Here is a 26,625-nt window from a genome sequence, read left to right on the forward strand (position 1 = left end):
CCAAGACCACATTACCGCCAATATTCTAATATAAGAACATCGTTGTATAAATAACCGTTTGTAAACTAATGTAATGCATTAAATTTTGTAAATTCAGATATATATATTAAAATATCTACCCCTTTACCCACTACAGTTATTTACTTATTCTCATTACTTCTCTGTTCGCTATTTTAATGATGTTAAGGTCTTTATCAGCAACGAGTTTTGGTATTACGAATAGTTTTGGGTCAACTTTTTCTTCGGCATGTCTGGTAAGTGTATACGTCACAGTTGCCAGGCCCTTTGTGGATTTTACTATTTTAACTGGCAGTGAATTTGAAATTTTCAGAAAGTCTGCCCAGCCGTCATATACATGGTTTGCATATAGCTTGCTATCAACTTTTAGAAAAGAACTGTTATAGTAATAGTCGTATGTTCCTGTTTTCCATTTAACTCTTACAGCTTCACATTTCATTCCGTTTATCTCAGCTATAGTATCAAGTTTTGCTACAGTAGGTTTATTACCCGTCATTTGAAATTCCAAGTCTATAGCAACATCTGTTACTGTGCATATATCAGAATCTTCACCGCTTTGAAATGAATATAGCTTGTTGTCTTTTTGTTTATATACCGACCAGGATTGAGGATTGAAATTCGTGTAACTAATATAGTCTCCTTGCTTGTAAATTGTCTTAACGCTATCTGTCAAGGAACCATCTTGTTTCATTTTTTCTTTCATCATTTCTTCGGTCAGACCCATTTGAGCCATTTTCTTAGAGATCTGAAATTTAAAGTCAGTCTTATAAACTAATGTTCCTTCAAATGATTGACCGAATAAAATTCCTGTCGTTAGAACGAAGAGTGTCGTAATTAAATGTTTCATGGTTGGGTTATATATAATGGGTACTAATGTAAGGCGCGCTCCTAAATTATCGGAGTATATACATAGTATGGGGTTAGTACACTGACAACCTCTTATTGCAGGTATATGTTTTTTTGGAGAGGAAGGCAAGAAAAGTTTTTTGTTAGGCAGTGTCTAAAAAAGCTTCTTCCGCAACGTCTGAGCTCAAAAATAACTATCGCTTAATGACTGTTATGTTCACTGCATCAACAACATTCTTAGCTCCATCTATTTCTAACTTTGTTCTTAAAAGATTCAGACTATCTTGTAGATGGTGAATATCAGTTTCAAATTTAGCATTCAATTCTTTTAATTGAATTGAGCACTTCTCTTCCGCCATATATTTTCCATTCCAGAACGCGCCAACTACGAACGCAAGTGCAATCGCCGTCTTAATTAAATCTTTCATAGTTGTTAAGGTCTGCTGTTGCTTCCAAAATGTCCTTTGCTATTTCCGGAGACTTAGAAAAAAGGTCCTTAAATTTCGCGTGATTGTCAAGCAAGCGTTCAATTATGGATATAGGGGCATTGTACTGAACAAGAATAACTGCTGCTTTTGCCAATACGTTATTATGGTAATCTCTCTCACGAAAGGTGTCAACTAAGCGTTCTATCATATGCTTTTCACGTCCAGTCGTATGATACATTTGATTGATTAACAACAATTCAAAAAAAATTAAAGCCAAGTCCGGATTATCTCTGAATTCTACATCCATTTCCTTTGAAACTCTAAACAAATGCTCATCTATAATCTTTCCCTTGAATCCAAGGTCACTAGAATAATACCTACAAAACTGTTTCACAATCTGTAGATACTCATAAGCTTGTTTCCGATCACGAATTATATAAATCAAATCCTTTGACAAGCGATGAAAGGCATCGCGAATTAAACTGTCAGGAACAATTTCATTTATCGAATAATGCTTACTGAATTCACTTATTATTTTTAAGTAGTCCAAGACACTGAAGTCCTCATTTTTCAGCAATATAACCTCCCACTCCTCTGTTATAGATTGCACTGCTTCAATTAGAAATTCATAAGGGAACTTTTCTTTAAAAGGAAAGTTTTCCTTCATGTCGTTAAGGAGTTTTAGATACTCTAATATAGCTTGAGGGTTTTCCCTAACAAGAGATCGAATATTTTTTGAAAAAATATGTATACTTTCATCCAGGAAGTCGGGGTGCATTTTACGAATAGGATAGTACTGTCTCAGTTCATTTAATAACTTTAAATATTCAAAAGCTAAATACGAATTATCTCTTATATAATGCCTCATGTCTCTAGTCAAGCGATGCAAAGCCTCTTCCATATAGTCAACTTTGAATTTATGCCTGAACGGATAATACTCATTGATCTTGTTTAGGAGACGAAAATATTCTAATAAGGCCAGTGGACTCTCTCTTTCGTGTCGACCAAAATCTCTTGAAAATCTACGCAACAAATCATCCAGTACTTCTGGATGAACAACTTGTGCAAGCGGGAAATATGCTTTTAGGTCCACTAAAATCTTTAAATACTCTATTCCTGCTTGAATATTATCCATAAAAATCGATTGCATTTTTTCACTAATCAACCGAATCAAATCAATCAAATTTCTTGAGTCGACTTGCCCCTTTAATAGTCCAGCTTTCTTAATAAAAGCTATCTGCTGTTTTCTATTAATATCTTTATTCCCAAACCATTCAAGCAAATTCTTTCCTTCTATTGAATATAAATCATGAAATCTGTGAAGCACAACGTCAACCGCCAATGAAAATAATTCGGGCTTTTTCTCAAGTATTCTTTCAATAACTTGTAATGGATTTTGTTCGTGTGAGAATTTATACTCGTTATCAAAATATGAGAGAAGAAGTTCGAAGTCATTGCATCCTACATTTGCAGAGTCGAAAAAATTATGAGTTACTTTAGACTTAGTTTTGCGCAATTCTATTACATTTCCTATTTCACTAACTGCTATCCATTCGGTAAGTTTTGCCGTTGCGCTATAATTTCCGACTAACGCCCAAAGTTTTGCAAGGTGTTTCCAAAGAAGTTTATTTTTATTTATTTCATCGCGATCTTGAGACTCGTACCTGGGCTCGTTTACTACTTCACCTATATTTTCATTCACATCAAAAATCTCAAACTTAACTTGGTGTTTATCACCAACAATAGCAAGCCAAAGAAATACTATATTTTGCGAGTAGATTCCTAAGTGTTCAATTACATTTTTATTTTCAAGTAATCTTATGGTTGTCACTGGGAATTCCCTGTGTCCCTTATCAAACAAATATTTTAAGTCGGTTTTAATAAGATTAAGAACAATTTTGGATTCATTTGAATCAGGTTTCAAAACTTGCCTCGCATGTTCAAATAAAAAATTTTGAATATTGTTGTGTTTATGTAACCAATTGTATCCAAAGCAGAAGTTAAAGGTTTCCTTTTGTGAAATTATTTCAGGGTCAATAGCAATCATCCTATCTTTTTGTTTTTTTGCTACGCGCAACATAAAGTCAGCAGTCAAAAATTCTCCAAATGTTTTATGAAGAAATTCGTAATTAAATTTTTCCACATCACTTTCTGTTGTTGATTTGTTTTCGTGAATAAAGAAAAACCCCCCCAAAATATTTTCAGCTTGCATACTTGATTTATGAATTCCAAAGGCAGTCATTTCTTCTAACAGCTTCTGTGTGTCTCTGCTCGTTGTATCGTTCATAAACATCATTAATGCTATCATCCCTAAACGCAACCGAAACAATTCTTCTTCTTTTTCCTTCTGGGAATTGGCAGCATCTTTAAACGCTAGATTCTTTACAAGTTGCCTCTTTATAAATTTATCAAGTAAAGAATCGTATAACTTGCTTTGATTGAAACTCCTATCGTTCAGTATATTCTGTAATTCACCATTTTCAAAATCATAAACGGCAAGCATAAACATTAACAATGGTTCTTTAGCAAGCAATTCAATCTTATCATTCTTAGGAACTACAAATTTGTATTTTGGTTTTTTTTGTACATCATTCCATTTACGAATCCATAAATCTCTTCTTTTCCCGTCAAAGCTGTCTAGTTTTATAATCTTAGTATATTCCGGAATTGAAACGTCTTGCATTACCGTAACGCGACTAGTCAATATGATTCTCACGCAAATACCACTGTTTATTGCTTTCTCTTGAAACTCACGAATGGCATCAACATAACCATTTAACTCGCGATTTGAAGTTTGCATCAATTCATCAAAGCCATCCATTATTATAACAGGAATTCGATTTCTAAACTCCTTTGCCCATTCAAGCCAGTTAACATCAGAAGTATTTTCGATGGAGTTTTGAAGACCTTTATTTATATGCTCTGATATACTTGCGGAGCTTGATGCGACACTCCTTAACTTAATTAAAAAAGGAATAAAGTCATTCGTCTCACAAAGAAGACCGGCAAACATTTTACTCAACATTGACTTACCCGCCCCTGGGTTACCAAGAAGAATAATTGGCCTGGTTGCATAGTTAGGATCAACTAAAGTTCTCAAGAGATAGTTACCTATATTTTCGCCCCTTTCTGCTTTTTCTCCTAAAGAATCTGCTGTTAAAAAGCCTTTTCTATGTTCTTTCTTTCTATATGTGATTGCTTCAAAACTTTGTGAAATGAAAATATTTTTATTCAGAGGGTATACAATTTGTTCGACATCTGTATTATCCGACAAAGGTTTAATCAGTTCGCTTTTGATTTGATTCTGATGTGCTGCAATATTCTCTATTGTTTTTCCTTTAAGAATTTTTGAAAGATGCTCCTCTTGTACTTTGAACATCGTTTCGTACACGTCCATAAAGGAAGGAAATCCGCTTTCTCTTATGAATGAATTATCCCTTAATTCTTCAATTTTTTTAAGTAGTTTTTCCGTTTGAGAAACAAATTTTTCGTGCTCCACTCGACTGGCCTCAGCTATGGCTTTCGTTGAATCCTTTAGCTCTTTAATAATTTTTGCTTTTAGTGTTACATCTACCCACAACGTGAATTCAGGGAATTCGCCGGAAAAATTTATAAGGAACGCATGATATTGAAACGAAACATTCTCGATTAAGGCTTCCTTCATCTTTGAAGAATCAAATTTCTTCAATGCTGGTACTGTTTCTTTCCCCTTATCAATACATTTATTTAGAACAGAAAATATAGGATCAATAATTTTATTCGACTGACTATTTATATCTTCTCTCGATAATGCACAGTTATTTTGTACGTTCAAAATTTCCCTTTCCTTGTCGCACTCCTTACTTTTTTTCTCCAGTTCTATTTTATCTTCGGCTGAAAGCTCAATGCCTTTCAAAATTATTTCAAGATGAGGCATTATAATTTCTTTCACTCCATTCTTAATTGCTATTTGCATTAAGATAAAGTTTACGTACGCTGCAAGTTCATATTTTTGTAATGCGGTCCTTTCTCTATCTCTGTACTTAAATTTATCAGGTAGCCAAGAGAAAAGTTTGGATACCCTTAATGAAGCGGCATCAATACCTGCACAAAACACACCAATTTTAGAAACAGGGTCAGGAGCTATAATAACAGCAACAATTCTTGCGGCTGTTATAAAGTATCCACCAAACTTATCAATATCGTCATCAAATACTGGAACTTGATTCTTTTTAAAAAAGTCAATGAGGTCTGAGAAATTAATTTCCTTCTTTATCATCTGGTGTTTTGCTATAGATTTTTAGACAAACAAAAATTCATGTCTTAGCCGATATAATGAACGCATTTCATTATGAAGTAAATCCAAGAATACATCATCTTCAATTAACTTTCATTTTACATACATCAACTCATATAAAAAGCCCATCTTTTAGCTACTGAGAAGTAGCCAAAAGATGGGCTCATGATGTGAATATATACAACTACACTTTATATTCCAAATCCCGGTATATATTTAGTAGCAGTAAAGTAACATCACCGCACCTCGCGTGAGGGATAGAAGCGAAAAGCCCGGAGCGTGGACGGGTTTGTGCGGCTAGGGTGAGGACTTGTAGCAGATAGCCCGACCCGTAGGGGCACGCCCAAAATATTAGCTATATATACTAAACGAACATTACTTGCAGTATCCGTGTCTACTAAGAGGCATTCAACATAAGTAAGGCTGTCGCTAAAATTGACATAGAAGCAAATGCAATTATATTCTCTAACCGCAGATTTGATTTAATTTGATAGTGATTTTTTAAGGGACTCTTATTCATTAGAATCAAAGGCAACCCAATGAATATCATAAAAAGTAAGTATGTGGATATTTCGAACAATGATTCAGGAGTGTTTTTAATACCAACCATAATTCCTAGCAATAGCAATAAGTAAAAAACACTGGCGGCACAAAACCAACCAACAACGGTTGTTCTAAATAAGCCGACTATACCAAGAACTATAGGAATAAAACTTAAATAGCGATAATTTTTCACGATAAACTGCGCAAAGGAATTTATCTGCTTCGAATTGAATTCATTTACATATTGGTTAATGCTGAGAATGATCAACCCGAATGTGATAATTACAAGAACTGATATCACGAAAATTATATATATTCTATTCACGGTTCGAGCGTTTTACTTCATTTCAATCAATCTTCAAGCTTTTAATCTCAGTCTTTGTAAGACCTGTCGCCTGCTTGATGGTATCTATATCAACACCAGCCTTCTTAAGATTAGTAGCAATTTCTTTATTTCTTTTATCTATCTCCGCCTCCAACTTCATCTCCTGCAACCAGCCCTTCTCTTTGTCGATTAGCTCATAGCGGCCGCTTTGTTTTAGTTCGTCAAGTATACCTTTGTCGGCAAAGCTTATATAGGTTTCTTCGGTTATTACGAGGTGGTCGAGTACTTCAATGGCCAGCATGTCGCCCGATTTTATCATGCGGTCGGTAAAGTCGCGGTCGGCTTCCGATACTTTTATACTTCCGCTCGGGTGGTTGTGTACCAGTATCATTTTTACGGCCGATTTGTATATCGCTATACGAAATACTTCTGCCGGCTTTACTTCTACGCGGTTGGTGGCACCTAAACTTACCAGCTCTATAAACAGAATCTTGTTGGCTCTGTTCAGCCCTATTACCCAAAAGTGCTCCTGGTTTCTGCGTATTTTATTTTCGCGCAGCAGTATGGCCTGCATAATGGTAAATATATCGGTGGAGTTAAGTACCGCGATCTTTTGTGATGATGATAGACGAACGTTCATGGGTGCAAGATAAAAATTCAGTTTTAAGAAGCGAGGAGTTGGAAGTAAGAAAGTAGGTGAGAAAGTCCGGAAGTCGGGAAGTCAGAGAAGTCCGAAAGTGAAAAGTGTGGTTGGAGAAGTTTGGAGGAAGGGACGTTTGTATAGACATTAGTGTCAAGCGTAATAAATCCTGCTTTTTCTTCCAGCGGCCGGAAGTTATATACTTGGCGATTACTTGAATACGTTCCCAATAGTATTTGTCCAAAACTTTTCTTCGGTCATCCACATTTATGTTGATACAGAATTTACTATTTGAAAGAGCCGTTCAATTGCCGATGTTAATTCATCTTGATTGCAAAAATACTCATCGATGGTTCCGTATGTTTTATAATTGGAAATATTGAATCCCTCTTCAATGTCGTTGTACCAGATCACGTTTCTGCCAATGAGTCCAACAACCCAAAATCCGTTTCCTTCTTTTCCATAATTTTCTTCAATCCATTTCTCTGGGTTGATTTTTATCAAATCCCAAAAATTAAGAAGTTCACCATCCAGTTCACTTTCAGCTTGAAAGATAAAATCATAAACCTTTTCGATTGTTATCGGTGTCCAAGTCATTTATTAGTTGATTATTCGGCATCGTCAAATTATATAGGACATATCTGTCTGTATATACTTAATATGAAGAGGTATAGCTAATACGCCCTTATCCCACTTAGCGATTCATTATTTCTTCTCGTCAACATATTCAAGTATATCTCCAGGCTGGCAATTCAGCGCCTTACAAATTGCCTCTAATGTACTAAAGCGGACTGCCTTGGCTTTTCCGGTTTTCAATATTGAAAGATTGGACAAGGTGATGTCTACCTTTTCGGAGAGTTCATTCAAAGACATTTTTCGCTTGGCCATCATCACGTCCAGGTTAACTATAATTGGCATGCTTATACATCTAATTCGTTTTCGGATTGGATCTCGATTCCTCTCTTAAAAATCTGTGCTATAACAAAAAGTATAATGCTCATAATTCTGATTTCAAAACTATGATGCAAACATAATGATATTTCTAGGGTATATTGCGTAATAGCCTGTAACGCTGTAGTGTTTACCGTAATTAATTTTAGCATGATTTACATCACACAACTGATTTATGTTATTCCCGGACAGGAAGATGTTTTCGATACGTTTGAAGCTATAGCTATACCGATCATTGCAAAGTATAAGGGTCGGCTTTTATTCCGCGTCAGGCCAGGAAACGATGCCTATATTGGGCATCAGGTTGATAAGCCTTATGAAATACATTTGGTAGAATTCGATACACAACAGGATTTTGATGATTTCAAACTTGATGAAGAACGAAAGAAGTTTTTACACCTGAAGGAGAAATCTATAAAAGCGTCTGTTCTTATTCAGGGTATAAAGTTGTAAAGCCTGATTTAACATTTCTTTATATTGAAGATTGAATGAAAAATAGATTCAGTTGTGGGTTGATTTTAGCCCTTTTAGTTTTAGCAATTGTAGTGTTAGTGGTAGGCTCTGTTTTGTTTTTAAACGTTTTAAACAGAACATGGCAGATCATAGTTTCTATAATACTTATTATTGCTTCACTGGTATATTTAATAAGAGATAAGCAGAAACAAGGCAAAGACAAATCTGAGTTTTTGCAGATAGGAAAATTGCTTTTTCAGGATTACCTGGATGAATTCGAATCTTACTTCAATCTATACCTTCATGAAAAAGAAGAATTCATCCGGAGATATAGCGTGATGCTTTTGAAAAATAATGAAGATGCTAAACTAAAAGATATCAGTCCTCTTGAGGTCATATACGCTTTTGCTGACAATAAAGGGATTGTACACATTACAGATTGGCGTGGTGAGGAGAATGAAAATGAAATTCAGGATTTCATTGATACGCGAGTATTAAATAAGCCAAGCTGGACTAATGTCGATACATTAAGAAGGGGAGTAGATGGAGAAAAGCAACGGGACGATAAATTCACCATTGATTTATTGAAAGCTGTAGATAAGGACTTGTTAGAACTTAACAGGAAATTGATATTCTTTAATCTCGGTTGGGATGCCTATGTGTATACGGCGGTAGACCTGGTTGCTTTTCAGGCTATATTGAATAAATTTAGTGGTCATTTTCACGGCACAGAGAAGTTGTGAGGACAGATGTTCAATATCAATTTTAACCTTTATTCAAGGTGAGTATAGCAAAACCCATAAATATTAATTCCAAAGGCGAGCAATTGGACCTGACACCCGGGAAATATCAAATTCATATTTTGGGTGGGTGGGGCATCAGGCTTGGAGATTTTTCAGTATCGTTCAAACACAATGAAACACAACAGATAATCCGTTGCGTACGTAGCCTCTTGCCGGTACAATCTTTTATTTTAAATACGAGGGCGAGGCGGGTATTCGTTTTTAAGGTTGAGGAATCAGGAAGGTATACCATCGAGTTCGCGAATGCCGAAACGTTAAAGGTGCGGCCCTCGAATTTGTTTTTCCGGTCGCTCTTTGAAGAGCCAATCCCTAACGATAAAATACAGATATATATTCATGAAGATGGTCTTTAAATTGAATTTAAATTTTTTCTAAAAAAGGTATTTAAGTAGCATGGGACATAAGAGAGTTAGGTTGGATACTTTGGATACATTTATTCATTATAGTCTGGCAATTTATTTCGGACTTCCAATTCTGATTTTCGCAGTATACTTCATGCTGGCAAAGCTTGATATCCTCGGAAATAAACCGGACATAGATATATTAAGTGTAATAATTCCTGCTTTAATGCTTGGCCCGATCGCATTGATAATATATATTATTCAACATGAGAAATTGAAATTCCAGTTTATTCGAACCACCTTAGATGTTGAGGCATCAAAAAAACTGATTCAAGATATAGTGATAGAATTCAAGTGGACAGTGCGGTCCTTTAAAAACAATGAGTATACTATAAAAACGAATCCTGGATTTGTAAATCAATCTTGGGGACAACATATAACCATAAGACTTGTGAAAGGAGGGTTATTAGTAAACAGTATTTTTGATACCAACAAAGGGAGCTGGCTCATAACATTTGGAAGTAATCAAAAAAACATAAAGGAGATTAAGCGAGCAATTAAGGTTAGAATCGTGAATCAAACTAATAATTTCTGACGCTTATATTTTGGCGCTTGAAAAATGAATTGTGATTAATCTATACAACTAACTATAAAGTAAATGGAACATAAGGCTATATCCATTCGGCCATTCATTGGTGCGAAGAACTTTGAGGTGTCGCGTAATTTTTATCGCGACTTCGGATTCCAGGAAAGTGTTCTGGGGCCTAATATGTCTTATTTCAAAACAGACGAAATAGGATTCTATCTGCAAGATGCATACGTTAAAGATTGGATCGATAATTCGATGATCTTTGTAGAAGTTAAAGATGTTACCCGCTATTGGAAAGAACTGTTGGCGTTGGATCTGCCAACGAAATATGAAAGCGTAAGACTGGTTCCCATTCGGGAATATGATTGGGGTAGGGAATGTTTTGTGCACGACCCATCAGGGGTACTTTGGCATTTTGGCGAGTTTTTTTAGTCAATGAAGTATATTTTGATATTTTGGTATAATCAAGCTCTTGCCATAATGCCGTTAATATTTATCCGATACTATACCTATATATGTAGGATGGGGAGTGTTGCGATGTGCATAAAATGCCTTAAGACGGGTTAAATATTGACTTTCCGGAAAAAACATAGCTATGTTAAGATAATACAATTACTTGCTAATATCTGTAAAGTGATCCTACGGCTTTATCTCTACCTTTGATACGTTGTAGTCGCATAATTAATTACTTTACAGATGCCAATGCTTCGTTCTTTCATGAAATATACTTTCCATCATAGGAGTATATCTTTTTTACTGTCGTTTACGCTTATAGTAGCGGTAGCATTGCTGGCAGGTTGTCGTGATAATGATGTAACATCCGATACAGAGCCAATACCAGATGATTCAGTAACTACGCTGGAGCCGTCTGCAGTTGATATTAGCAAGATTTATATTCCGGTTGAACTTCAGAGTATCAATCTATATAAAAGCTCAAGCACATGGTATTACGGGAGAAGCAAGCAATCAGATCACTTTATTGTTTTCTGGGGTGCAGGGTATAAAGATAAAGATCCGGGTTCTGCAGAGGTTCCGGAAACATACCGCGTAAATATAGATGACCTGCTCGCAAAGGCTGAGTCGTTTTATGATCTCAATATCACCAAACTTAAATTTGCAGAAGTAGGCACGGGTAAATCTAATCTCGATCGGTATAAGATGCTGATCTTTGTATACTATCAGAGTGAATGGCTGGCCACTGGCTCAGGGTACGATAATAAAATAGGAGCGCTGTGGGTAAGTCCCAGTACGTGTAAACCTGTAGGTTCTGTCATTGCACATGAGATAGGACATAGTTTTCAGTACCAGGTTTTCTGTGACCTGAAAGGTTCTTCCGGGTTTCGGTATGGCTTTGGGGGAAAGGGAGGCAATGCGTTTTGGGAGCAAACTGCTCAATGGCAGTCGTATCAAAGCTATCCGACCCAGGCTTTTACAGATTCTGACTTTGGTATATATACCGAGAATTACGCGCGACATATATGCCATGAAGCACAACGCTATGCGAGCTATTTTATTCATTATTATTGGGCCGATAAGCATGGTCGCGATATCATTGGTAGAATCTGGCGTGAGGCGAAGGAACCGGAAGATCCGTTGCAGGCCTATATGCGCATTACGAACATTACCAACGCGCAGTTCAATGAAGAGATATATGATGCAGCCACTCGTTTTGTTACATGGGACCTGGATGCTATCCGCGATATAGGGGCTGACTATATAGGCGCACATACATTTAAGTATACTACACTGGAGGATGGGAGTTACCAGGTTGCGTACGACCGATGTCCGGGTACAACGGGTTACAACGTAATCAGACTTAATGTACCAGCTGCAGGAACCTCTATATCAGCAGGATTTACAGGACTTGTAAACGCCCCTGGATTTAATCACGTTGAAGAAGCGAGCAGAGCGGGATGGCGGTATGGTTATGTTGCCTTGTTGAAAAATGGTGTCCGTACCTATAGCGAAATGTATAGCGGCACAAACGGTACTGCTACTTTTACGGTGCCGGATAATTGCAGCAAACTTTGGTTTGTTGTTACAGGGGCTCCTGATACATATGCTCCACATCCATGGGATGATGATAATAGTAACGATGAGCAGTGGCCCTATAAAGTTAAGTTTACAAATACCAATCTATATGGCAACGTAACATTTGATGGTACGGAAACGCCACAGAATGTAACGCTAACCTATGATATCAGCTTTCCTTTTAGTGCTACGGTTTATCCCGGAACTACCGTGACGCTAGATGATGATATTATAACATTGGCAAAAGCATTTGTGTTACAACCAGGCGAGATCACTTCTTCCATAGGCAAAAGCATCAAGCTATATGCAGTGGAAAGTAATGGAACGCTGAATGCTAACACAACTGCCAACAACGGTCATTGGTTTAATACCGGAGGAAATGTATGCGCATGGGGAGGTGAGGCAAGGGTGTTTTCAGAATTTAATGGCACTGCGCTTTCATTTGCTATAGGGCAATATCCGGGGCAATGTGCAGCGGGAAACAAGTATACAATAAAGCAAGCATTGGTATATGAATACGAAAGTGGTAAAACTGTTCAGGCTACGTTCGTGTTTAACATTACATTGCTATAAAGCAACGCGTTCTGTAGGAATGTTATAAACAGAAAATCACTCATAGTTTGTCATGATAAAATAAGTTATCCCTTAGAAATATAGCTTGTCAGATTGTTGTATAAAACTATAAGCATTCAGCGCTGAGGTAAAGCAAAAGCATATTATATTCGTATTACGTTTGGCGGTGGCAGAGTTTATGTATTTCAACCGCCTATGCTCAAGCGTAACAATATTTACTTATGCGGCTATCCTATATAGTATTATTTGTAACCTTCATATCTTCTGTATCCTTTGGACAGAGACCGTATAATCCAGGTTTAAAAAAGGAATTGGACAGTATTTTATACGAAGACCAACGGTATCGTCAACTTGTTTTTTCTGACCTGCTTAAAACAAAAACAGATTCTATTTCAGAGGTTTATAAAATCGATAAAAAGTATATAGTCGAACACCTCATGGCGACTATGCAAAAAGTAGACTCTGCGAATCTTGTGAGAGTAGAGGCTATCATTAAACAATATGGATATCCAGGTAAATCACTGGTGGGCACACCTGCTAATGAAGCAGCGTTTTACGTTATTCAACACTCCAATCATATCGACCAGTATATTCCAGTCATTAAAAAGGCCGTAGAGCAGAATGAACTTTCTTTTACGCTATACGCCATGATGCTCGATCGTTCATTGATGTACAGTGGAAAGGAACAGATCTACGGCACACAAGCGAAAGGATTTGAAACTATAGATAGAGCAACCGGGAAGAAGATATTTAAAATGATTATCTGGCCTGTGCAGAATCCAAAGACTGTAAACGCATTAAGAAAAAAGGCAGGATTTGATCAGACTATAGAAGAGAATGCCAAACGACTGGGTGTCGAGTATGAAGTGCTTACACTCCAGCAGGTTAAAGTGATGCAAGGGAAATAAAGTATACCTTTATTAGAAGACGTAATTATATAGTTGTTAAACATAGCGCTTAAAACTATTCAGGATTTGATCCATGTGAGATTCAGATAACATCAACGCAAATCGTTTCCTCTTTATTTATACCGGATTCATAAGAAGTATAGAACTTTCGTTTTAAACGCGTGATGTGGTAAGGTATATAAAAAGAAAAACCCGGCTTTATAAAGCCGGGTTTTTCTTTGAGTACCGAAGGAGGGACTCGAACCCTCATGTCTTGCGACACACGCCCCTGAAACGTGCGTGTCTACCAATTCCACCACTTCGGTTTGTGTTGACCGTTGCTGTGATGTAATCGATGCAACGGATCAACTTTTCTCTATCCTTTAAACAATGTGCCCAGGACTGGACTCGAACCAGCACACCGGTTAAGGCACCACCCCCTCAAAGTGGCGTGTCTACCAATTTCACCACCTGGGCATGTAGAGTGGTGTAGATATTTTACGAGGGGCGACAAAAGTAAGAAGCTTTATTAGATTTAACAAAATACACTCGCAAAAAAGGGCGTAGTATTAAAGCCGGCTATAGCACCACTGAAATCCGTACTCTTAATCCTCTAACAACGCCAGGCCTAGATTAAGAATGGAAATCATTCAAAAACGATGTATAGGAACATAATTTATAAATTTTCAGTTACGAATGGGTCATGATATACCTTGGTGATAATGATTCACAAGCGATGCCTGATCACCCAGATTTTTTAATGATTTACAGGAATATACTGAGAGCCGAGAATGGGATTTGGACCCACGACCTTCCCGTTACGAGCGGGATGCTCTACCCCTGAGCTACCTCGGCAGCGAATGGAGTATGTCAAAATTAACCGAAGGAAGGTAACTACAAAACCTTGAAATCCCTTAAATTGTCCCACTTATGCTATCAAAGAAATGCAAGTACGCTATCCACGCCTTGGTGCACATGGCACGAGAGCCAGAGGAGAAGTTTTTGATCAAGGACATATCGGAAGCCTGTAACATTCCAAAAAAATTCCTGGAGGCTATATTACTTGATCTGAAGCGGTCTGGTGTTTTGGGAAGCAAGCAAGGAAAGGGTGGAGGATATTTTTTAAGGATGAAACCCGCAGATGTAAACCTGGCAGAAGTAGTACGCCAGTTCGATGGTGCTATAGCACTCGTATCGTGCGCTGCTCATAAGTTCTATGAACCTTGTGCAGAATGTGAAGATGAAGAGACCTGCACGGTTCATGATGCCTTTCTTCAGATCAGAAATGCAACGGTAGAAATGTTGAAAGCCGATACACTGGAATCATTGGTGAAGAAAGAAACGAAACTGAAAGCGCGCAAAAAGCGTTAAGCTCTACACAATATTTTGTGTAACTCTATTAAATCAATAGAGATTAAGTATTTTTAAGTTTCTATACATTTGTTTCACTTAAACACGATTGATTATGTCACTCCGATTAGGCGATGTAGCCCCTGATTTTACAGCGGAAACTACCGCAGGCACTATCAAATTTCATGAATGGCTTGGCAATAGCTGGGGCATTTTATTTTCGCACCCTGCAGATTTTACACCGGTTTGTACTACAGAACTTGGATCTATGTCGAAGTTGACACCGGAATTTGAAAAGCGTAATGTTAAAGTTCTTGCCATCAGTGCCGACCCACTTGAGTCGCATTTGAAATGGATTGGTGATATTAACGAAACGCAAAAAACAACAGTAACCTATCCGCTGATCGCAGACCCTGAATTTAAAATAGCGCACTTGTATGGTATGGTTCACCCTGCGGTGGATAAGTTTACAGTTCGCTCTGTATTTGTGATTGGGCCTGATAAAAAAATCAAGCTGATGATTACCTATCCGGCTTCTACCGGAAGAAACTTCGATGAGATTCTTCGCGTGGTCGATAGTCTTCAGTTAACCGCTAATTATAGCGTGGCAACCCCTGCCAACTGGAAGCATGGTGAAGATGTAATTATTACACCTGCTGTAAAAGATGAAGACATTGCAGCTAAATTTCCAAAGGGACATACGCGCATTAAGCCGTATCTGAGAACTACGCCACAACCGAATTTATAGTCGGAATTCCAAACCTCATTAAAAATGCTCCTGTTCATCGAACAGGAGCATTTTTATTTTCGGCCCGATAGTTGGATATATCTGTATGTCGGGCCGCTTTCTAAGAATCAAGGTGTATAACCACGGATATATAGGAGCAGCACGGGCACTATGCATCGTTTGCATTGTAAAACGACTCTAAGACGCAACACGGTGTTGGTCGATTTAAAACGCAGGGCCGTCTCATTTTTGTAACGAAAGGCATAGGGGTTAACGTTAGTACGATTGTCAATGAATAAAAAATGAAAGTCATGGAAAATAAGATCAACCTTCTGGCATCCGCAAATCCCTACCTTCAGCAATTCAACATTGCACAAGTCAACCTCAATAAATTAATTAAAGAGGAACGGCTTCAGAAACGCATCGAAAGAAGCAAAAGACAACTCTTGAAGCCTGAGCAATACCAGGCTGGCACAGCGAACTAATAAGTATATCTCTTCCATAATTTTAGTATATTGAATATGCGTGGTATATGGCTGCATTCCATATAGTATATTTGCAGCCATACGCTGAGTGGGACATTTAAAACTTGCTCAGTGACCTTAAGACCATATTTATGCATATCAGAACAGCGGCTCCGGATGATGTACAACGAATTATGCAACTCTATAAAGAAGTTGCTAAAGTTAAAGGCGGCATCGCTCGACTCGAAAATGAAATCACGGAAGAGTACGTTGAGAACTTCCTCAAGAAAAGCCTTGCGGCAGGTTTGATCCTGGTGGCGATTCACCCGGAAGATCCTGAACGTTTTGTTGGTGAGATCCACGCCTATAAACCCGGTATACACGTCTTCAAACATCTGCTCTCAGATTTAACAATAGCCGTGCACCCGGAATTTCAAGGGAAGAAAATAGGAAGAACACTCTTCACTATTTTCCTGGAAGAGATCGCCCTTAACCATACGGATATAGGTAAAGTAGAATTGCTTACACGCGAAGGCAATAAAAAAGCGATAGCGTTCTATCAATCACTCGGATTTAAGATTGAAGGAAGAATGGAAATGCGGATCAAGACGCCACAAGGTATATATGAAGCAGATATACCGATGGGATGGCAAAATCCAAATTTTGAATTCTAGTAGTCAGGATACTTTTCCGTTAGAAATATAGCACAGCGCTATATTAAACTCCCAGGTCAGCACCATCGGCAATAATCAAAAGAAGTTCTTTCACTTCTTCCGCTTTCGCGTGTTCACCCATCTTGTCAAAGGACATGATCAGGTTTCGGAATACTCTGCGAATAATTTCAAGGTTAGAGCAAGGCTCGAAGAAAGATGTTTGAGGTGTGAGGTGAAGCTCGCTGATATAGTTCTCAATATCTTGTTTCGAAAAAATTAATCCTTTGTTAAAAGCATTGATATAAAACTGTGTGTGGCGTTCATCTTTATACGTCAGCACAAATAGGTTCGGAAGATTAACACCGTATACCGGTAACTTAAGTTTTTGTGATACGAGTAGATAGATCACGCACAAGGTTATCGGATTTCCTTTTTTAGTTTCCAATACAACATTGAACATAGAGTTTCCGGGTGAATGAAAATTCTTTGTGTTGGCGCCAAACTTAAGTTTATTAAACAAGACACTGTTTACAACTTTGATCTGATCAAAAGGATAAAGATCGGGTTTGAATTCAAGCCACGTTTCGTAATAGATCTGTTCGAGCTCCTGTTTTAATTTAATTAACTCAAGGTCTGGATACTGATACGTTGCCACGAGCCACATGCCTGTAAGTAAATCTTGCTCAGGCGTTTCATACCAGTTTTTAATCCGCTCTTTCAGCAGTTCATATTGCAGAGAATGAATCAACTCTTCAATCTTCCGTTGTACCTGAGGATTGAAATTACTTTCCCACTCTTGCTCTAAAAACGGAATGATAGTAGTACCCAACGACAGAATCTTTTCTTCTACATGGGAAACTATTTGCACATCCTCGTCATCGAGCAGGGAAACAAGCGCTTTTAATTCAGTGTCTTTCAAATAATTATTCAATGATGTTCGCTAAAGTATAAACTATTCAATATTCAAGCGAATAATGCGCTTAAAAAAAATGCCACATTACCACTTTTTATTCCTACGCTGTGTCTAATCACTCAATGAAGAACGCTATCAACAACTGGAATATTTTTTGATGCTGCTTGGAAACCAATTATAAATTAAAAATAAGAATCATGAAGTCATCTGTTTTAGTATCCCTTTTTCTTTTTGTAAGCATTATATCTTTTGCGCAGGAAGGATTTAAAGGTGAGCATTTTATAGAAGTTACCGGTAACGCAAAACAAGAAGTTGATCCCAACGAAATTTATGTAAATGTACAGCTCCGCGAATTTGAAGAGAACCGTGAAAAAGTATCGCTTGAAAAATTAGATAAAGAATTTTGGGATGCTATCAAAGGCGCAAACATCGATAAGAAAAAAGTTTCCCTGGCAAATGTAGGATCGCAGTTTGGAAAACTTGGTCGTAAAGATAAAGATGCATTCCGCGAAAAAACTTATCAACTTATTCTGAGCAGTGGAGGAGAACTCGAAAAATTACTGGAGAAGATTGAACCTGTTAAAGTAAACCAGGTTGTGATTACAAAAGTAAGTCATACGGATATTGAAAAATTCAGAATAGAGTTGAAAGTAAAAGCATTGCAAGCGGCAAAAACAAAAGCTGAATCATTACTGAAATCAATAGGCTCTGAAATTGGCAAGCCACTCATGGTAAGAGAATTTGAAAACTTCTATCCTCAAAATGATATGGCCACCAACGTAATGGTACGCAGCAAAGCTGGCTATGAAGCAGAAGGTGGAATGCCTGCTGAAGATCCCACGGCCTTCAGAAAAATTACGCTGCAAGCACAGGTAACAGCACAGTTTGAAATAAAATAATATATTCTGTTTAATATAAATCAATTGCCCTGGGTTTAAACCCAGGGCAATTTGATTTATATATATACTATGTTTGAATTACGCCTACATTAAATTTTTCGACAGGAGCATGATTGGCTGCTTCTATACCCATCGATATAACTTTTCTTGTTTCAAGCGGATCGATCACATCATCAACCCAGATACGTGATGCCGCATAGTATGGACTGAGTTGTTCATTATAGCGGTCCGTAATTTCTTTCAGCAGTGCTTCTTCCTCTTCTTTGCCAATGGTTTTTCCTTGTGCCTTTAATGTACTCACACGAATTTGAAGTAACGTCTTTGCTGCAGAAGCTCCGCTCATTACCGCGATCTGTGCGGTGGGCCATGCCACAATAAGCCGTGGATCATATGCTTTACCACACATCGCATAATTACCGGCACCATACGAGTTACCAATGATGATGGTAAACTTCGGCACGGTTGAGTTAGCCATCGCGTTCACCATCTTGGCACCATCTTTAATGATACCACCATGCTCTGCTTTACTCCCCACCATAAAACCACTCACGTCCTGTATAAAGACAAGCGGAATTTTTCGCTGGTTGCAATTCATGATGAAGCGAGCAGCCTTATCTGCAGAGTCAGAGTATATCACGCCTCCCATTTGCATCTCGCCCTTTTTTGTCTTTACAACTTTACGTTGATTGGCAATTATACCCACCGCCCAGCCATCGATGCGTGCCGTGCCGCATACTATACTTTTGCCGTATAGCGCTTTATACTCATCGAACTCCGAGTTGTCAACGATACGTTTGATGATATCGAGTATATCATACGGCTTTACGCGATCAACCGGCATGATGCCATATAGCTCTTTGGGATCAAGCAATGGAGGTATAGATTTTGCGCGATCGAAACCAGTTTTATAGGACGATCCGAATTTACTGAACAACGACCGGATATAGTCCAGACACGCCTGGTCATTCGGAAATTTATTGTCTGTTACTCCGGAGATCTCGCAATGCGTGGTAGCACCGCCCAGTGTTTCATTATCTATATCTTCTCCTATAGCTGCTTTTACAAGGTATGATCCTGCAAGAAAGATAGAGCCAGTCTTGTCAACGATCATAGCTTCGTCTGACATGATCGGTAAATATGCACCACCGGCTACGCAGCTTCCCATAATGGCAGCGATTTGTATTATACCCATCGCCGACATCTTTGCATTGTTTCGGAATTGTCTTCCGAAGTGTTCTTTGTCAGGAAAAATTTCATCCTGCATCGGTAAGAAAACTCCAGCGCTATCTACCAGATATACCACCGGTAAATGATTCTCGAGGGCGATCTCTTGTGCGCGCAGATTTTTTTTCGCGGTGATCGGAAACCATGCGCCCGCTTTTACAGTAGCATCGTTCGCTACGATAACACATAATCTTCCATGTATATATCCAAGGCCGGTGACTACGCCTCCGGAAGGACAGCCACCTTGTTCTTTATACATACCATCGCCTGCGAACAATCCGATCTCCGTGAATGGAGCACCATCGTCTGTAAGGTATTCTATTCGCTCACGCGCTGTAAGTTTACCGCGTTGATGTTGCTCCTCCATTTTCTTTTCACCACCACCAAGCTTTGTCTTTTTTGCTTTGGACTGAAGTTGATAGAGGAGTTGCTTGAACTGATCTTCATTTTTATTGAACTCAAGATCGGATGCCATAGAAGGATGATTAATTTCAAAATAGAAATTGAAAGACTAAAGATTGGAAAAATAGTTAATAGTCCATAGCAAAAGCGAAGGTCCATCATGCGGTGGTATACACGCAAGATGGACCTTGAATTTGTCAGTCCAGATCTAAAATAACTGTAAATTATTTCTGATCTTCTTTCCGTTGACGTGTCAATTCTCTTTCTATTTTCTTGCTGCTTTTGCCCAATGGCGATAAGAAATGCCGCGGGTTTTTATCGAAGTGTTTCGCGAGTGAATCGATGGATTGCAACAGCTTGTTCAGGTTAACATACAAGGTGTCTTCTGTCAGCAGCTTGCTCATGGTGTTGTCACCTTTATTTAGGCGCGCGAGTGTTTCATTCAGTTTGGTAAGACTTTGTTGTGCTTTTTTAACGGTGCCATTCAACTCCATCATCTTTAATGAATCCGATAACACATGGAAGTTGGCAATGGTTGGCTTCAACTCTTCGAGTGTACCGTTAAGGTTATGAGCAACAGTTTTAAAGTTAGCACCCAGGTCGTTGATGTTGGTATTGGCTGTAACAAGTGTTTTGTTCAGTAGCCCGGGCGTTGACTGCAAGCCGGTAAACAATGTATCAAGTCTTTTACTATTCCCCGAAAGATTCTCAAGCAGCTCATTTACTTTCTTCAGTGTAGTAGTAAGGTTGGAAGCTACCGGTTCTGCATTTTGTGTAATGAAATCCATAATGCCTTTGGCTACTTCCGAGTTCATGGTATCCTTTGGTTCCAGAGGCTTGCCACCTTTACGAACATCGAGTTGAATAAAGCGACCGCCCAACAACTCACCATTCAGCATAGCGATGGAAGAATCTGTGAGGAGAATATCAGAGTCAATATCGAGTTCAACAATAACGCGATCTCTGCTCTGCTGTATTTGAATGTCACTTACACGGCCCACCGCATAACCGTTTAAAAAGATCTGGTTAGATTCCGTAAGCTTATCAACATTGTGATAGATCGCGTAGTATTTATTGGTGGAAGAAAAAAAGTCGATGCCTTTCAAAAAGTTAAATCCGAAATAGAGCAACGCGATGGCCACTACCATAAAAAGGCCAACCTTGAATTCTTTTGATAATTTCATGCAGGGAGTAAAAAAATGTTTATTTCAGAGTAACCGTTTTCGTCCTCAATTTATAGATTCTACTTCACTTTTATAGTCTTTAAAGGCCCGGTATATTCCGGAAGCAATTAAATCCTGGCCATCGTTGGTTAACAGAAATTTTTCTTCAGCTCCATTGGAAAGAAATCCGGCTTCGATCAAAACACTCGGCATCGTAGTTCTCCAGAGTACAACAAAGCCCGCTTGTTTAACACCACGGCTAAAACGCCCGACCTTGTTCTTGAACTGAGCTTCTACTTTTTGAGCAAAGCTCAGGCTGCTTTCCTGGTAAGCGCTTTGTGTTAGTGTAAAAAGAATATAGGACTCAGGACTGTTCGGATCGAATCCTTCGTAACGTTCTTTATAGTTCTCATCCATCAGAATTACTGAGTTCTCACGTTTGGCAACCTGCAGGTTGCGTTCATCTACGTGCATACCCATGGTAAACGTTTCGGTGCCAAAGGCTTTGGAATTGGAGTGAGAGTTTGCATGTATACAGATGAACAAGTCGGCTTTGTTCCGGTTGGCGATCTCTGCGCGTTCATCCAGGGCGAGGTAGCGATCATCCTTCCGGGTGTAAATAACTTTTACGTCCGGCATATTCTTTTCTATATATTCGCCAAGCTTCAGCGCCAACTTTAGCGCGATGTCTTTCTCCCTTGCCTGCTTGCCTATATTGCCAGGGTCTTTGCCACCATGGCCGGCATCGATAACTATAACATCTACCTTTGCATCGGTACGATAAAAGGTAGATGATGAATTTAGCAAGGTTATTGCTATCAGAAGCAGAGTTAATCCAATATTCTTCACAGGCCTTACAATGTTCAATCTATTTGCAATAACTTTACGCAAAAATGTGAATTTTTCACTAAAAGCTAAAGCCCTGATTTTCAACTCAGCACCTGTGCAGCGACTTTCTATATTTACTTTCTTTTTCATGAGTTCAATGGCCTCCTATGCGCAGGTAGAGCCTACTGTTAAAACACCTGAGAGTATATTACGGGTTAAGACCGATTCCATTAAAAATACAACACCTTCTGATACTATTCCTCCACCATCCACACAAGCCGATACCTTAAAATCAGATACACTAAAAACACCGCCTCCGAAAGGTGATATCGAAACTACTATCAACTATTCAGCCAGAGATTCTATTCGTGCTACACTTGATAACCAGATGGTATGGCTATATGGGCAGGCAAAGATAGTATATGGCGAGATTGAACTGGAGGCAGATGAAATTGTGATTGACTATGCCAACAGTACACTCACGGCACATGGCACTCGCGATTCCCTCGGCCAGCGTATAGGTTATCCCGTCTTTAAAAATGGTGCCGAGCTATATGAGACCAAAGATATCATTTATAATTTCAAGACCAAGCGTGCACGGATCAGTGAAGTAGTAACGCAGCAAGGCGAAGGATACCTGCATAGTGAGGCTGCCTTCAAGAATGAGAACAACGAGATTCTCAGTGTACACAATAGTTATACTACCTGTAACCTGGAACATCCTCACTTCCGGATCAGGGCAACGAAAACAAAGGCTATACCGAACGATAAAATTGTAGCGGGACCTTTCTATATGGAGTTCAATGATATTCCATTACCCATCGGGTTCCTTTTCGGCATGTTCCCTTCGCCTCGTAAAAGCGCTTCCGGTATTATAGTGCCATCGTATGGTGAAGAGCGAAGAAGAGGTTTCAACTTGCGTGGAGGTGGATACTTCTTTGATATCAGCGAGTATGCCAAGCTTGCCCTCACCGGAGATATTTATTCAAAAGGAGGTCATGCCCTATATGCAAACTCAAGCTACCTGAAGCGCTATCATTATAGTGGTTCATTAAATTTCTCATACTCGAAGAATCCGGATTCTGATGATAAGATCGAGACACAGAACTTTACAAAAGATTTCCGGTTAACGTGGAGCCACTCGCCACAGTCCAAGGGTACAGGCAGATTTTCTGCTTCGGTTAATGCCGCGACTACAACCTATAATCAGAATAACTATTTGGGATATGGTACATCGGCAGACTTAACCACATCAAGCCTGAGCAATATATCAACGAAGCTGAGTTCCAATATTTCCTATAGCAAGCGTTTCACAGGTACTCCTTTTACCATGGGGTTGAACATGAGTCACAACCAGGATCTTGTTACCAAGATAGTTGACTTGTCGTTGCCTACCCTTACGGTGAACATGACGAATATATACCCTTTCCAGAGAAAGAATGGTTCGAGCAACGGACCGTTGGATAACTTCTCGGTGTCCTATTCGATGGCAGCATCGAACCGTGTAACCAATAATCTGGGCAAGATCGGAAACTCCGATACCGATAGTATAGCCCCGTTTAACTTCAACAGCTTCGGTAGATTTTTCGAGAATGGTAAGAAAGGTATACGCCATTCTATACCAGCTTCTTTCTCGTTTAAAGCGTTGCGTTATTTTACAGTGTCACCTTCGGTGAGTTATGAAGAGAAATGGTATTTTGAGAAAAGGGGATGGTATGAAGATCCTACAACTAAGGAAATTCTTAGAAGCGACACGATAAGAAAAGAGTTTAATCGTATTTCAAATTATTCTTTCAGCACCAGTTTAACAACCAGGCTATATGGAACATATTTCTTTAAAAAGAAAGATAGTAAGATCAAGGCTATACGCCATGTCGTGAATCCATCTGTATCATTTGGGTTTACTCCGGATTTTACCGGGAATAGAAAATATTTTGAAGAATTCGAGACTAATGATAGCCAGGGGAAATCACTTACGGTTTATAAATCTTACCACGAAGGATTTGTATACGGAGGCTCGAACACGGGTAAGAGCGGCTCTATAGGGTTTAGTTTAGGGAATAATCTTGAAGCAAAAGTACAGGGGCCACAAGATTCTGTAGCCCGTAAAGTAATGCTATTGAATAACCTCTCATTCAGTTCCAGTTATAACATCATTGCCGATTCATTTAAGCTGGCCCCTATAGGTATATCTGCTAACACAAACATCCTGAATAATAAACTTAATCTTAACCTTTCGGCAACACTCGATCCCTATAACTATGTAATGCGACCGGTGGAGGGAGAAGAACCCGTAGAAAAACGGATGGATCAGCTCGCCTGGAAAAGCGGGCGCCTCGGGCGGATCACCAGTGCTACATTAGCCATGAGTACGAACCTTAATCCGAAGGCAAGAAGTAAAGAGACATCGAGTCGTGAAAAAATAGCGAAGTCCAATATGCCGCAGCAGGAAAAAGAATTTCTCATTCAAAACCCCGATGCCTATATAGATTTTGAAATACCGTGGAGCTTGAATTTAAGTTACAACCTTAGCTATACGCATGCTGTTGACTCTGATCCAAATGTAGTGCAGACTGTTTCTGCCAATGGAGATCTTTCACTCTCTGAAAAATGGAAAGTGACCTATAGCACCGGATATCACTTTGAGTCCAAAGAGTTTACACAAACCAACCTGGGTATATCACGTGATCTTCATTGCTGGACCATGCATTTGAATTGGACACCTTTCGGAAGATTCCAGTCCTTCAACTTTACCATCAATGTAAAGGCAAGCATTTTACAGGATCTGAAACTCGAAAGACGCAAATCATTCCTCGACAACCTCTAGTAATAAATGATTCGTTAATGGTCGTCCGCTATACGGATAGCCTTTAACGGATCAACAGTATATCATCACATACGAGGCTTCCAGGGAGTTTCTTCTGCTCCAAGCTCATGCGCTACCTTTCGTGCGAGTACAAAAAGATAGTCTGAAAGACGATTTATATACTTGATAACTTCTTCGGGGACACCTTCCAGTTCGCTTAGTGCAATGATCAATCGCTCGCTTCTGCGACACACCGTGCGCGCTATATGGCAGTTGGATATAGCAGGATGACCACCTGGTAAAACGAAGAAACGCATAGGCGGCAATTCAGCGTCCATGGTATCAATTTGTTTTTCGAGGAATTGTATATCCGTTTCGGATAGAACAGGAATCTTTACTTTCGTATTGCCCGGCTCCGTAGCGAGTATAGAACCGATTGTAAAAAGGCGGTCTTGAATTTCAATCAAGACATCTTTTCTTTTTTGATTGACATCCAGATCACGCACCATACCGATCCATGAGTTCAACTCGTCCACCGTTCCGTAGGTGTCAATGCGCAGGTCGGCTTTCGATACACGCTTTCCTCCAAAGAGCGCAGTGGTACCCTTATCGCCAGTCTTGGTATATATTTTCATGAACACTTCCTTTTTGAAAACCGGAAGTTAAAAGAAAGATCTCAGTATAACTGAAAGCTCTTCAGATTAAGCTTTCAGTGTAGTATACTTTTATAGGTGGCGTTAAACGTACAGCCTAACAGCCTAACGCCTAACGCTTTTTCTAAGCTTCAACCGGTCTGCCGCGGTTGATGTTTTCATTTTTACGATCCCACTCAATAAGGCCATCGCGAAGGCGAATAATCCGGTGCGAATAATGTGCAATGTCGTCTTCGTGCGTTACCATAATAATGGTGTTGCCTTTATCGTGAAGTTCCTGGAAAAGATTCATAATGTCGTATGAAGTTTTCGTATCCAGGTTCCCGGTAGGTTCATCAGCAAGTATAATAGAAGGATTGTTTACGAGTGCACGTGCTATTGCTACCCGTTGACGCTGACCTCCGGAGAGTTCATTCGGTTTGTGATGATAACGATCGGCAAGGCTCACACTTTCCAACGCGGCCATCGCCATCTCTTCACGTTCCGACCTGCTATAGCCTGCATAGATTAATGGAAGCGCTACGTTCTCCAATGCAGAAGCGCGGGGGAGGAGGTTAAACGTCTGGAACACGAATCCGATTTCCTTATTCCGGACTTCAGCCAATTCGTTCTCCGTCATTTCACTTACCAAATGATTATTGAGACTATATGTGCCACTGGTAGGTGTATCGAGACAACCAACAATATTCATGAGGGTTGATTTTCCGGATCCCGATGGCCCCATGAAGGCAACGTACTCGCCTCTGTCAATTGAAATGGTTACATCCTGAAGGGCATTAACAATGTTGTTACCCATGCGGTAGACCTTTGCAATGTGATGTGTCTCAATAATTTTCATC

25 protein-coding genes and 3 tRNA genes are annotated in these 26,625 nt (G+C 39.1%); 13 read left to right on the forward strand and 15 right to left on the reverse strand.

The annotated features are described in order from the left end of the window. Positions 1 to 136: 136 nt before the first annotated feature. The 6 genes from B5Y40_RS28005 to B5Y40_RS28035 all read right to left on the reverse strand — a co-directional run bounded on the left by B5Y40_RS28005 (position 137) and on the right by B5Y40_RS28035 (position 7,994). Positions 137 to 865, reverse strand: coding sequence for a hypothetical protein (locus B5Y40_RS28005; RefSeq protein ID WP_079690202.1), 729 nt, complete (start codon positions 863 to 865; stop codon positions 137 to 139). A 193-nt stretch (positions 866 to 1,058) separates the two neighbouring features. Next, positions 1,059 to 1,292, reverse strand: coding sequence for a hypothetical protein (locus B5Y40_RS28010; RefSeq protein ID WP_079690204.1), 234 nt, complete (start codon positions 1,290 to 1,292; stop codon positions 1,059 to 1,061). Next, complete coding sequence (locus tag B5Y40_RS28015) at positions 1,276 to 5,550, reverse strand: NACHT domain-containing protein (protein WP_079690206.1); 4,275 nt, start codon at positions 5,548 to 5,550, stop codon at positions 1,276 to 1,278. The genes B5Y40_RS28010 and B5Y40_RS28015 overlap by 17 nt, the downstream gene beginning before the upstream one ends. A gap of 908 nt (positions 5,551 to 6,458) precedes the next feature. Further along, the gene (locus B5Y40_RS28025; RefSeq protein WP_079690210.1) at positions 6,459 to 7,076 is read right to left on the reverse strand and encodes a JAB domain-containing protein; all 618 of its coding nucleotides are present in this window, start codon (positions 7,074 to 7,076) and stop codon (positions 6,459 to 6,461) included. A gap of 267 nt (positions 7,077 to 7,343) precedes the next feature. Then, the gene (locus B5Y40_RS28030; RefSeq protein WP_221409002.1) at positions 7,344 to 7,673 is read right to left on the reverse strand and encodes a hypothetical protein; all 330 of its coding nucleotides are present in this window, start codon (positions 7,671 to 7,673) and stop codon (positions 7,344 to 7,346) included. Positions 7,674 to 7,781: 108 nt separating this feature from the next. Beyond that, complete coding sequence (locus tag B5Y40_RS28035; protein WP_079690211.1) at positions 7,782 to 7,994, reverse strand: helix-turn-helix domain-containing protein; 213 nt, start codon at positions 7,992 to 7,994, stop codon at positions 7,782 to 7,784. 183 nt (positions 7,995 to 8,177) lie between these two features. On the opposite strand from B5Y40_RS28035, the gene B5Y40_RS28045 reads away from it, so the two are divergent. The 7 genes from B5Y40_RS28045 (at position 8,178) to B5Y40_RS28075 (ending at position 13,725) form a co-directional block, all read left to right on the forward strand. Continuing rightward, the gene (locus B5Y40_RS28045) at positions 8,178 to 8,480 is read left to right on the forward strand and encodes a DUF1330 domain-containing protein (protein ID WP_079690213.1); all 303 of its coding nucleotides are present in this window, start codon (positions 8,178 to 8,180) and stop codon (positions 8,478 to 8,480) included. Between the two features lie 233 nt (positions 8,481 to 8,713). Continuing rightward, on the forward strand, positions 8,714 to 9,223 hold the full coding sequence (locus B5Y40_RS28050; RefSeq protein ID WP_143785980.1) for a DUF6630 family protein: 510 nt from the start codon (positions 8,714 to 8,716) through the stop codon (positions 9,221 to 9,223). Positions 9,224 to 9,261: 38 nt separating this feature from the next. Beyond that, a complete protein-coding gene (locus B5Y40_RS28055; protein WP_079690215.1) occupies positions 9,262 to 9,636 on the forward strand; it encodes a hypothetical protein in 375 nt (124 codons plus the stop codon). Between the two features lie 40 nt (positions 9,637 to 9,676). Continuing rightward, positions 9,677 to 10,219 (forward strand): hypothetical protein, encoded by a 543-nt coding sequence (locus B5Y40_RS28060; RefSeq protein WP_079690216.1) that lies wholly within the window; start codon positions 9,677 to 9,679, stop codon positions 10,217 to 10,219. Between the two features lie 63 nt (positions 10,220 to 10,282). Then, a complete protein-coding gene (locus tag B5Y40_RS28065) occupies positions 10,283 to 10,645 on the forward strand; it encodes a VOC family protein (RefSeq protein ID WP_079690217.1) in 363 nt (120 codons plus the stop codon). A gap of 264 nt (positions 10,646 to 10,909) precedes the next feature. Beyond that, the gene (locus tag B5Y40_RS28070) at positions 10,910 to 12,817 is read left to right on the forward strand and encodes a DUF4859 domain-containing protein (RefSeq protein WP_221409003.1); all 1,908 of its coding nucleotides are present in this window, start codon (positions 10,910 to 10,912) and stop codon (positions 12,815 to 12,817) included. A gap of 221 nt (positions 12,818 to 13,038) precedes the next feature. Next, positions 13,039 to 13,725 carry a DUF6624 domain-containing protein gene (locus B5Y40_RS28075; RefSeq protein ID WP_079690219.1) on the forward strand — a complete coding sequence of 229 codons (687 nt, stop codon included), beginning with the start codon at positions 13,039 to 13,041 and terminating at the stop codon, positions 13,723 to 13,725. A 223-nt stretch (positions 13,726 to 13,948) separates the two neighbouring features. Here the strand turns inward: B5Y40_RS28075 and B5Y40_RS28080 are convergent. The 3 genes from B5Y40_RS28080 to B5Y40_RS28090 all read right to left on the reverse strand — a co-directional run bounded on the left by B5Y40_RS28080 (position 13,949) and on the right by B5Y40_RS28090 (position 14,559). Next, a tRNA-Leu gene (locus B5Y40_RS28080) sits at positions 13,949 to 14,030 on the reverse strand. Between the two features lie 67 nt (positions 14,031 to 14,097). Next, positions 14,098 to 14,181, reverse strand: a tRNA-Leu gene (locus tag B5Y40_RS28085). A 306-nt stretch (positions 14,182 to 14,487) separates the two neighbouring features. Further along, positions 14,488 to 14,559 (reverse strand) — tRNA-Thr (locus B5Y40_RS28090). 75 nt (positions 14,560 to 14,634) lie between these two features. Here B5Y40_RS28090 and B5Y40_RS28095 point away from each other — a divergent pair. The 4 genes from B5Y40_RS28095 to B5Y40_RS28110 all read left to right on the forward strand — a co-directional run bounded on the left by B5Y40_RS28095 (position 14,635) and on the right by B5Y40_RS28110 (position 16,919). After that, entirely contained in the window at positions 14,635 to 15,075 is a 441-nt protein-coding gene (locus B5Y40_RS28095) for an RrF2 family transcriptional regulator (RefSeq protein ID WP_079690220.1), read from the forward strand. 94 nt (positions 15,076 to 15,169) lie between these two features. Then, a complete protein-coding gene (locus B5Y40_RS28100; protein ID WP_079690221.1) occupies positions 15,170 to 15,802 on the forward strand; it encodes a peroxiredoxin in 633 nt (210 codons plus the stop codon). 290 nt (positions 15,803 to 16,092) lie between these two features. Further along, positions 16,093 to 16,266 (forward strand): hypothetical protein, encoded by a 174-nt coding sequence (locus tag B5Y40_RS29735; protein WP_159453830.1) that lies wholly within the window; start codon positions 16,093 to 16,095, stop codon positions 16,264 to 16,266. Positions 16,267 to 16,397: 131 nt separating this feature from the next. After that, positions 16,398 to 16,919 (forward strand): GNAT family N-acetyltransferase, encoded by a 522-nt coding sequence (locus tag B5Y40_RS28110; RefSeq protein WP_079690224.1) that lies wholly within the window; start codon positions 16,398 to 16,400, stop codon positions 16,917 to 16,919. A gap of 43 nt (positions 16,920 to 16,962) precedes the next feature. Here B5Y40_RS28110 and B5Y40_RS28115 read toward each other — a convergent pair whose 3' ends face one another. Further along, a complete protein-coding gene (locus tag B5Y40_RS28115) occupies positions 16,963 to 17,817 on the reverse strand; it encodes a transglutaminase-like domain-containing protein (RefSeq protein WP_079690226.1) in 855 nt (284 codons plus the stop codon). 191 nt (positions 17,818 to 18,008) lie between these two features. Here B5Y40_RS28115 and B5Y40_RS28120 point away from each other — a divergent pair, with 191 nt between their 5' ends. Next, complete coding sequence (locus B5Y40_RS28120) at positions 18,009 to 18,710, forward strand: SIMPL domain-containing protein (RefSeq protein ID WP_079690227.1); 702 nt, start codon at positions 18,009 to 18,011, stop codon at positions 18,708 to 18,710. Positions 18,711 to 18,777: 67 nt separating this feature from the next. Here B5Y40_RS28120 and B5Y40_RS28125 read toward each other — a convergent pair whose 3' ends face one another. The 3 genes from B5Y40_RS28125 to B5Y40_RS28135 form a co-directional block, all read right to left on the reverse strand. Next, positions 18,778 to 20,409, reverse strand: coding sequence for an acyl-CoA carboxylase subunit beta (locus B5Y40_RS28125; protein ID WP_079690229.1), 1,632 nt, complete (start codon positions 20,407 to 20,409; stop codon positions 18,778 to 18,780). Positions 20,410 to 20,560: 151 nt separating this feature from the next. Continuing rightward, complete coding sequence (locus B5Y40_RS28130; RefSeq protein WP_079690231.1) at positions 20,561 to 21,520, reverse strand: MlaD family protein; 960 nt, start codon at positions 21,518 to 21,520, stop codon at positions 20,561 to 20,563. 45 nt (positions 21,521 to 21,565) lie between these two features. Beyond that, complete coding sequence (locus B5Y40_RS28135; RefSeq protein WP_185145749.1) at positions 21,566 to 22,477, reverse strand: N-acetylmuramoyl-L-alanine amidase family protein; 912 nt, start codon at positions 22,475 to 22,477, stop codon at positions 21,566 to 21,568. On the opposite strand from B5Y40_RS28135, the gene B5Y40_RS28140 reads away from it, so the two are divergent. Continuing rightward, on the forward strand, positions 22,476 to 25,154 hold the full coding sequence (locus tag B5Y40_RS28140; protein ID WP_079690232.1) for a putative LPS assembly protein LptD: 2,679 nt from the start codon (positions 22,476 to 22,478) through the stop codon (positions 25,152 to 25,154). The two genes, B5Y40_RS28135 and B5Y40_RS28140, sit on opposite strands and share 2 nt — an antisense overlap. Positions 25,155 to 25,219: 65 nt before the next feature. On the opposite strand, the gene B5Y40_RS28145 is transcribed toward B5Y40_RS28140, so the two are convergent. Together B5Y40_RS28145 and B5Y40_RS28150 are read right to left on the reverse strand one after the other, a co-directional pair. Next, positions 25,220 to 25,768 carry a cob(I)yrinic acid a,c-diamide adenosyltransferase gene (locus B5Y40_RS28145; RefSeq protein ID WP_079690234.1) on the reverse strand — a complete coding sequence of 183 codons (549 nt, stop codon included), beginning with the start codon at positions 25,766 to 25,768 and terminating at the stop codon, positions 25,220 to 25,222. Positions 25,769 to 25,910: 142 nt separating this feature from the next. After that, complete coding sequence (locus B5Y40_RS28150) at positions 25,911 to 26,624, reverse strand: ABC transporter ATP-binding protein (protein ID WP_079690236.1); 714 nt, start codon at positions 26,622 to 26,624, stop codon at positions 25,911 to 25,913. Position 26,625 lies beyond the last annotated feature (1 nt).

It is taken from the genome of Ohtaekwangia koreensis (assembly GCF_900167975.1).
In the GTDB taxonomy this organism is placed as follows: domain Bacteria; phylum Bacteroidota; class Bacteroidia; order Cytophagales; family Cyclobacteriaceae; genus Ohtaekwangia; species Ohtaekwangia koreensis.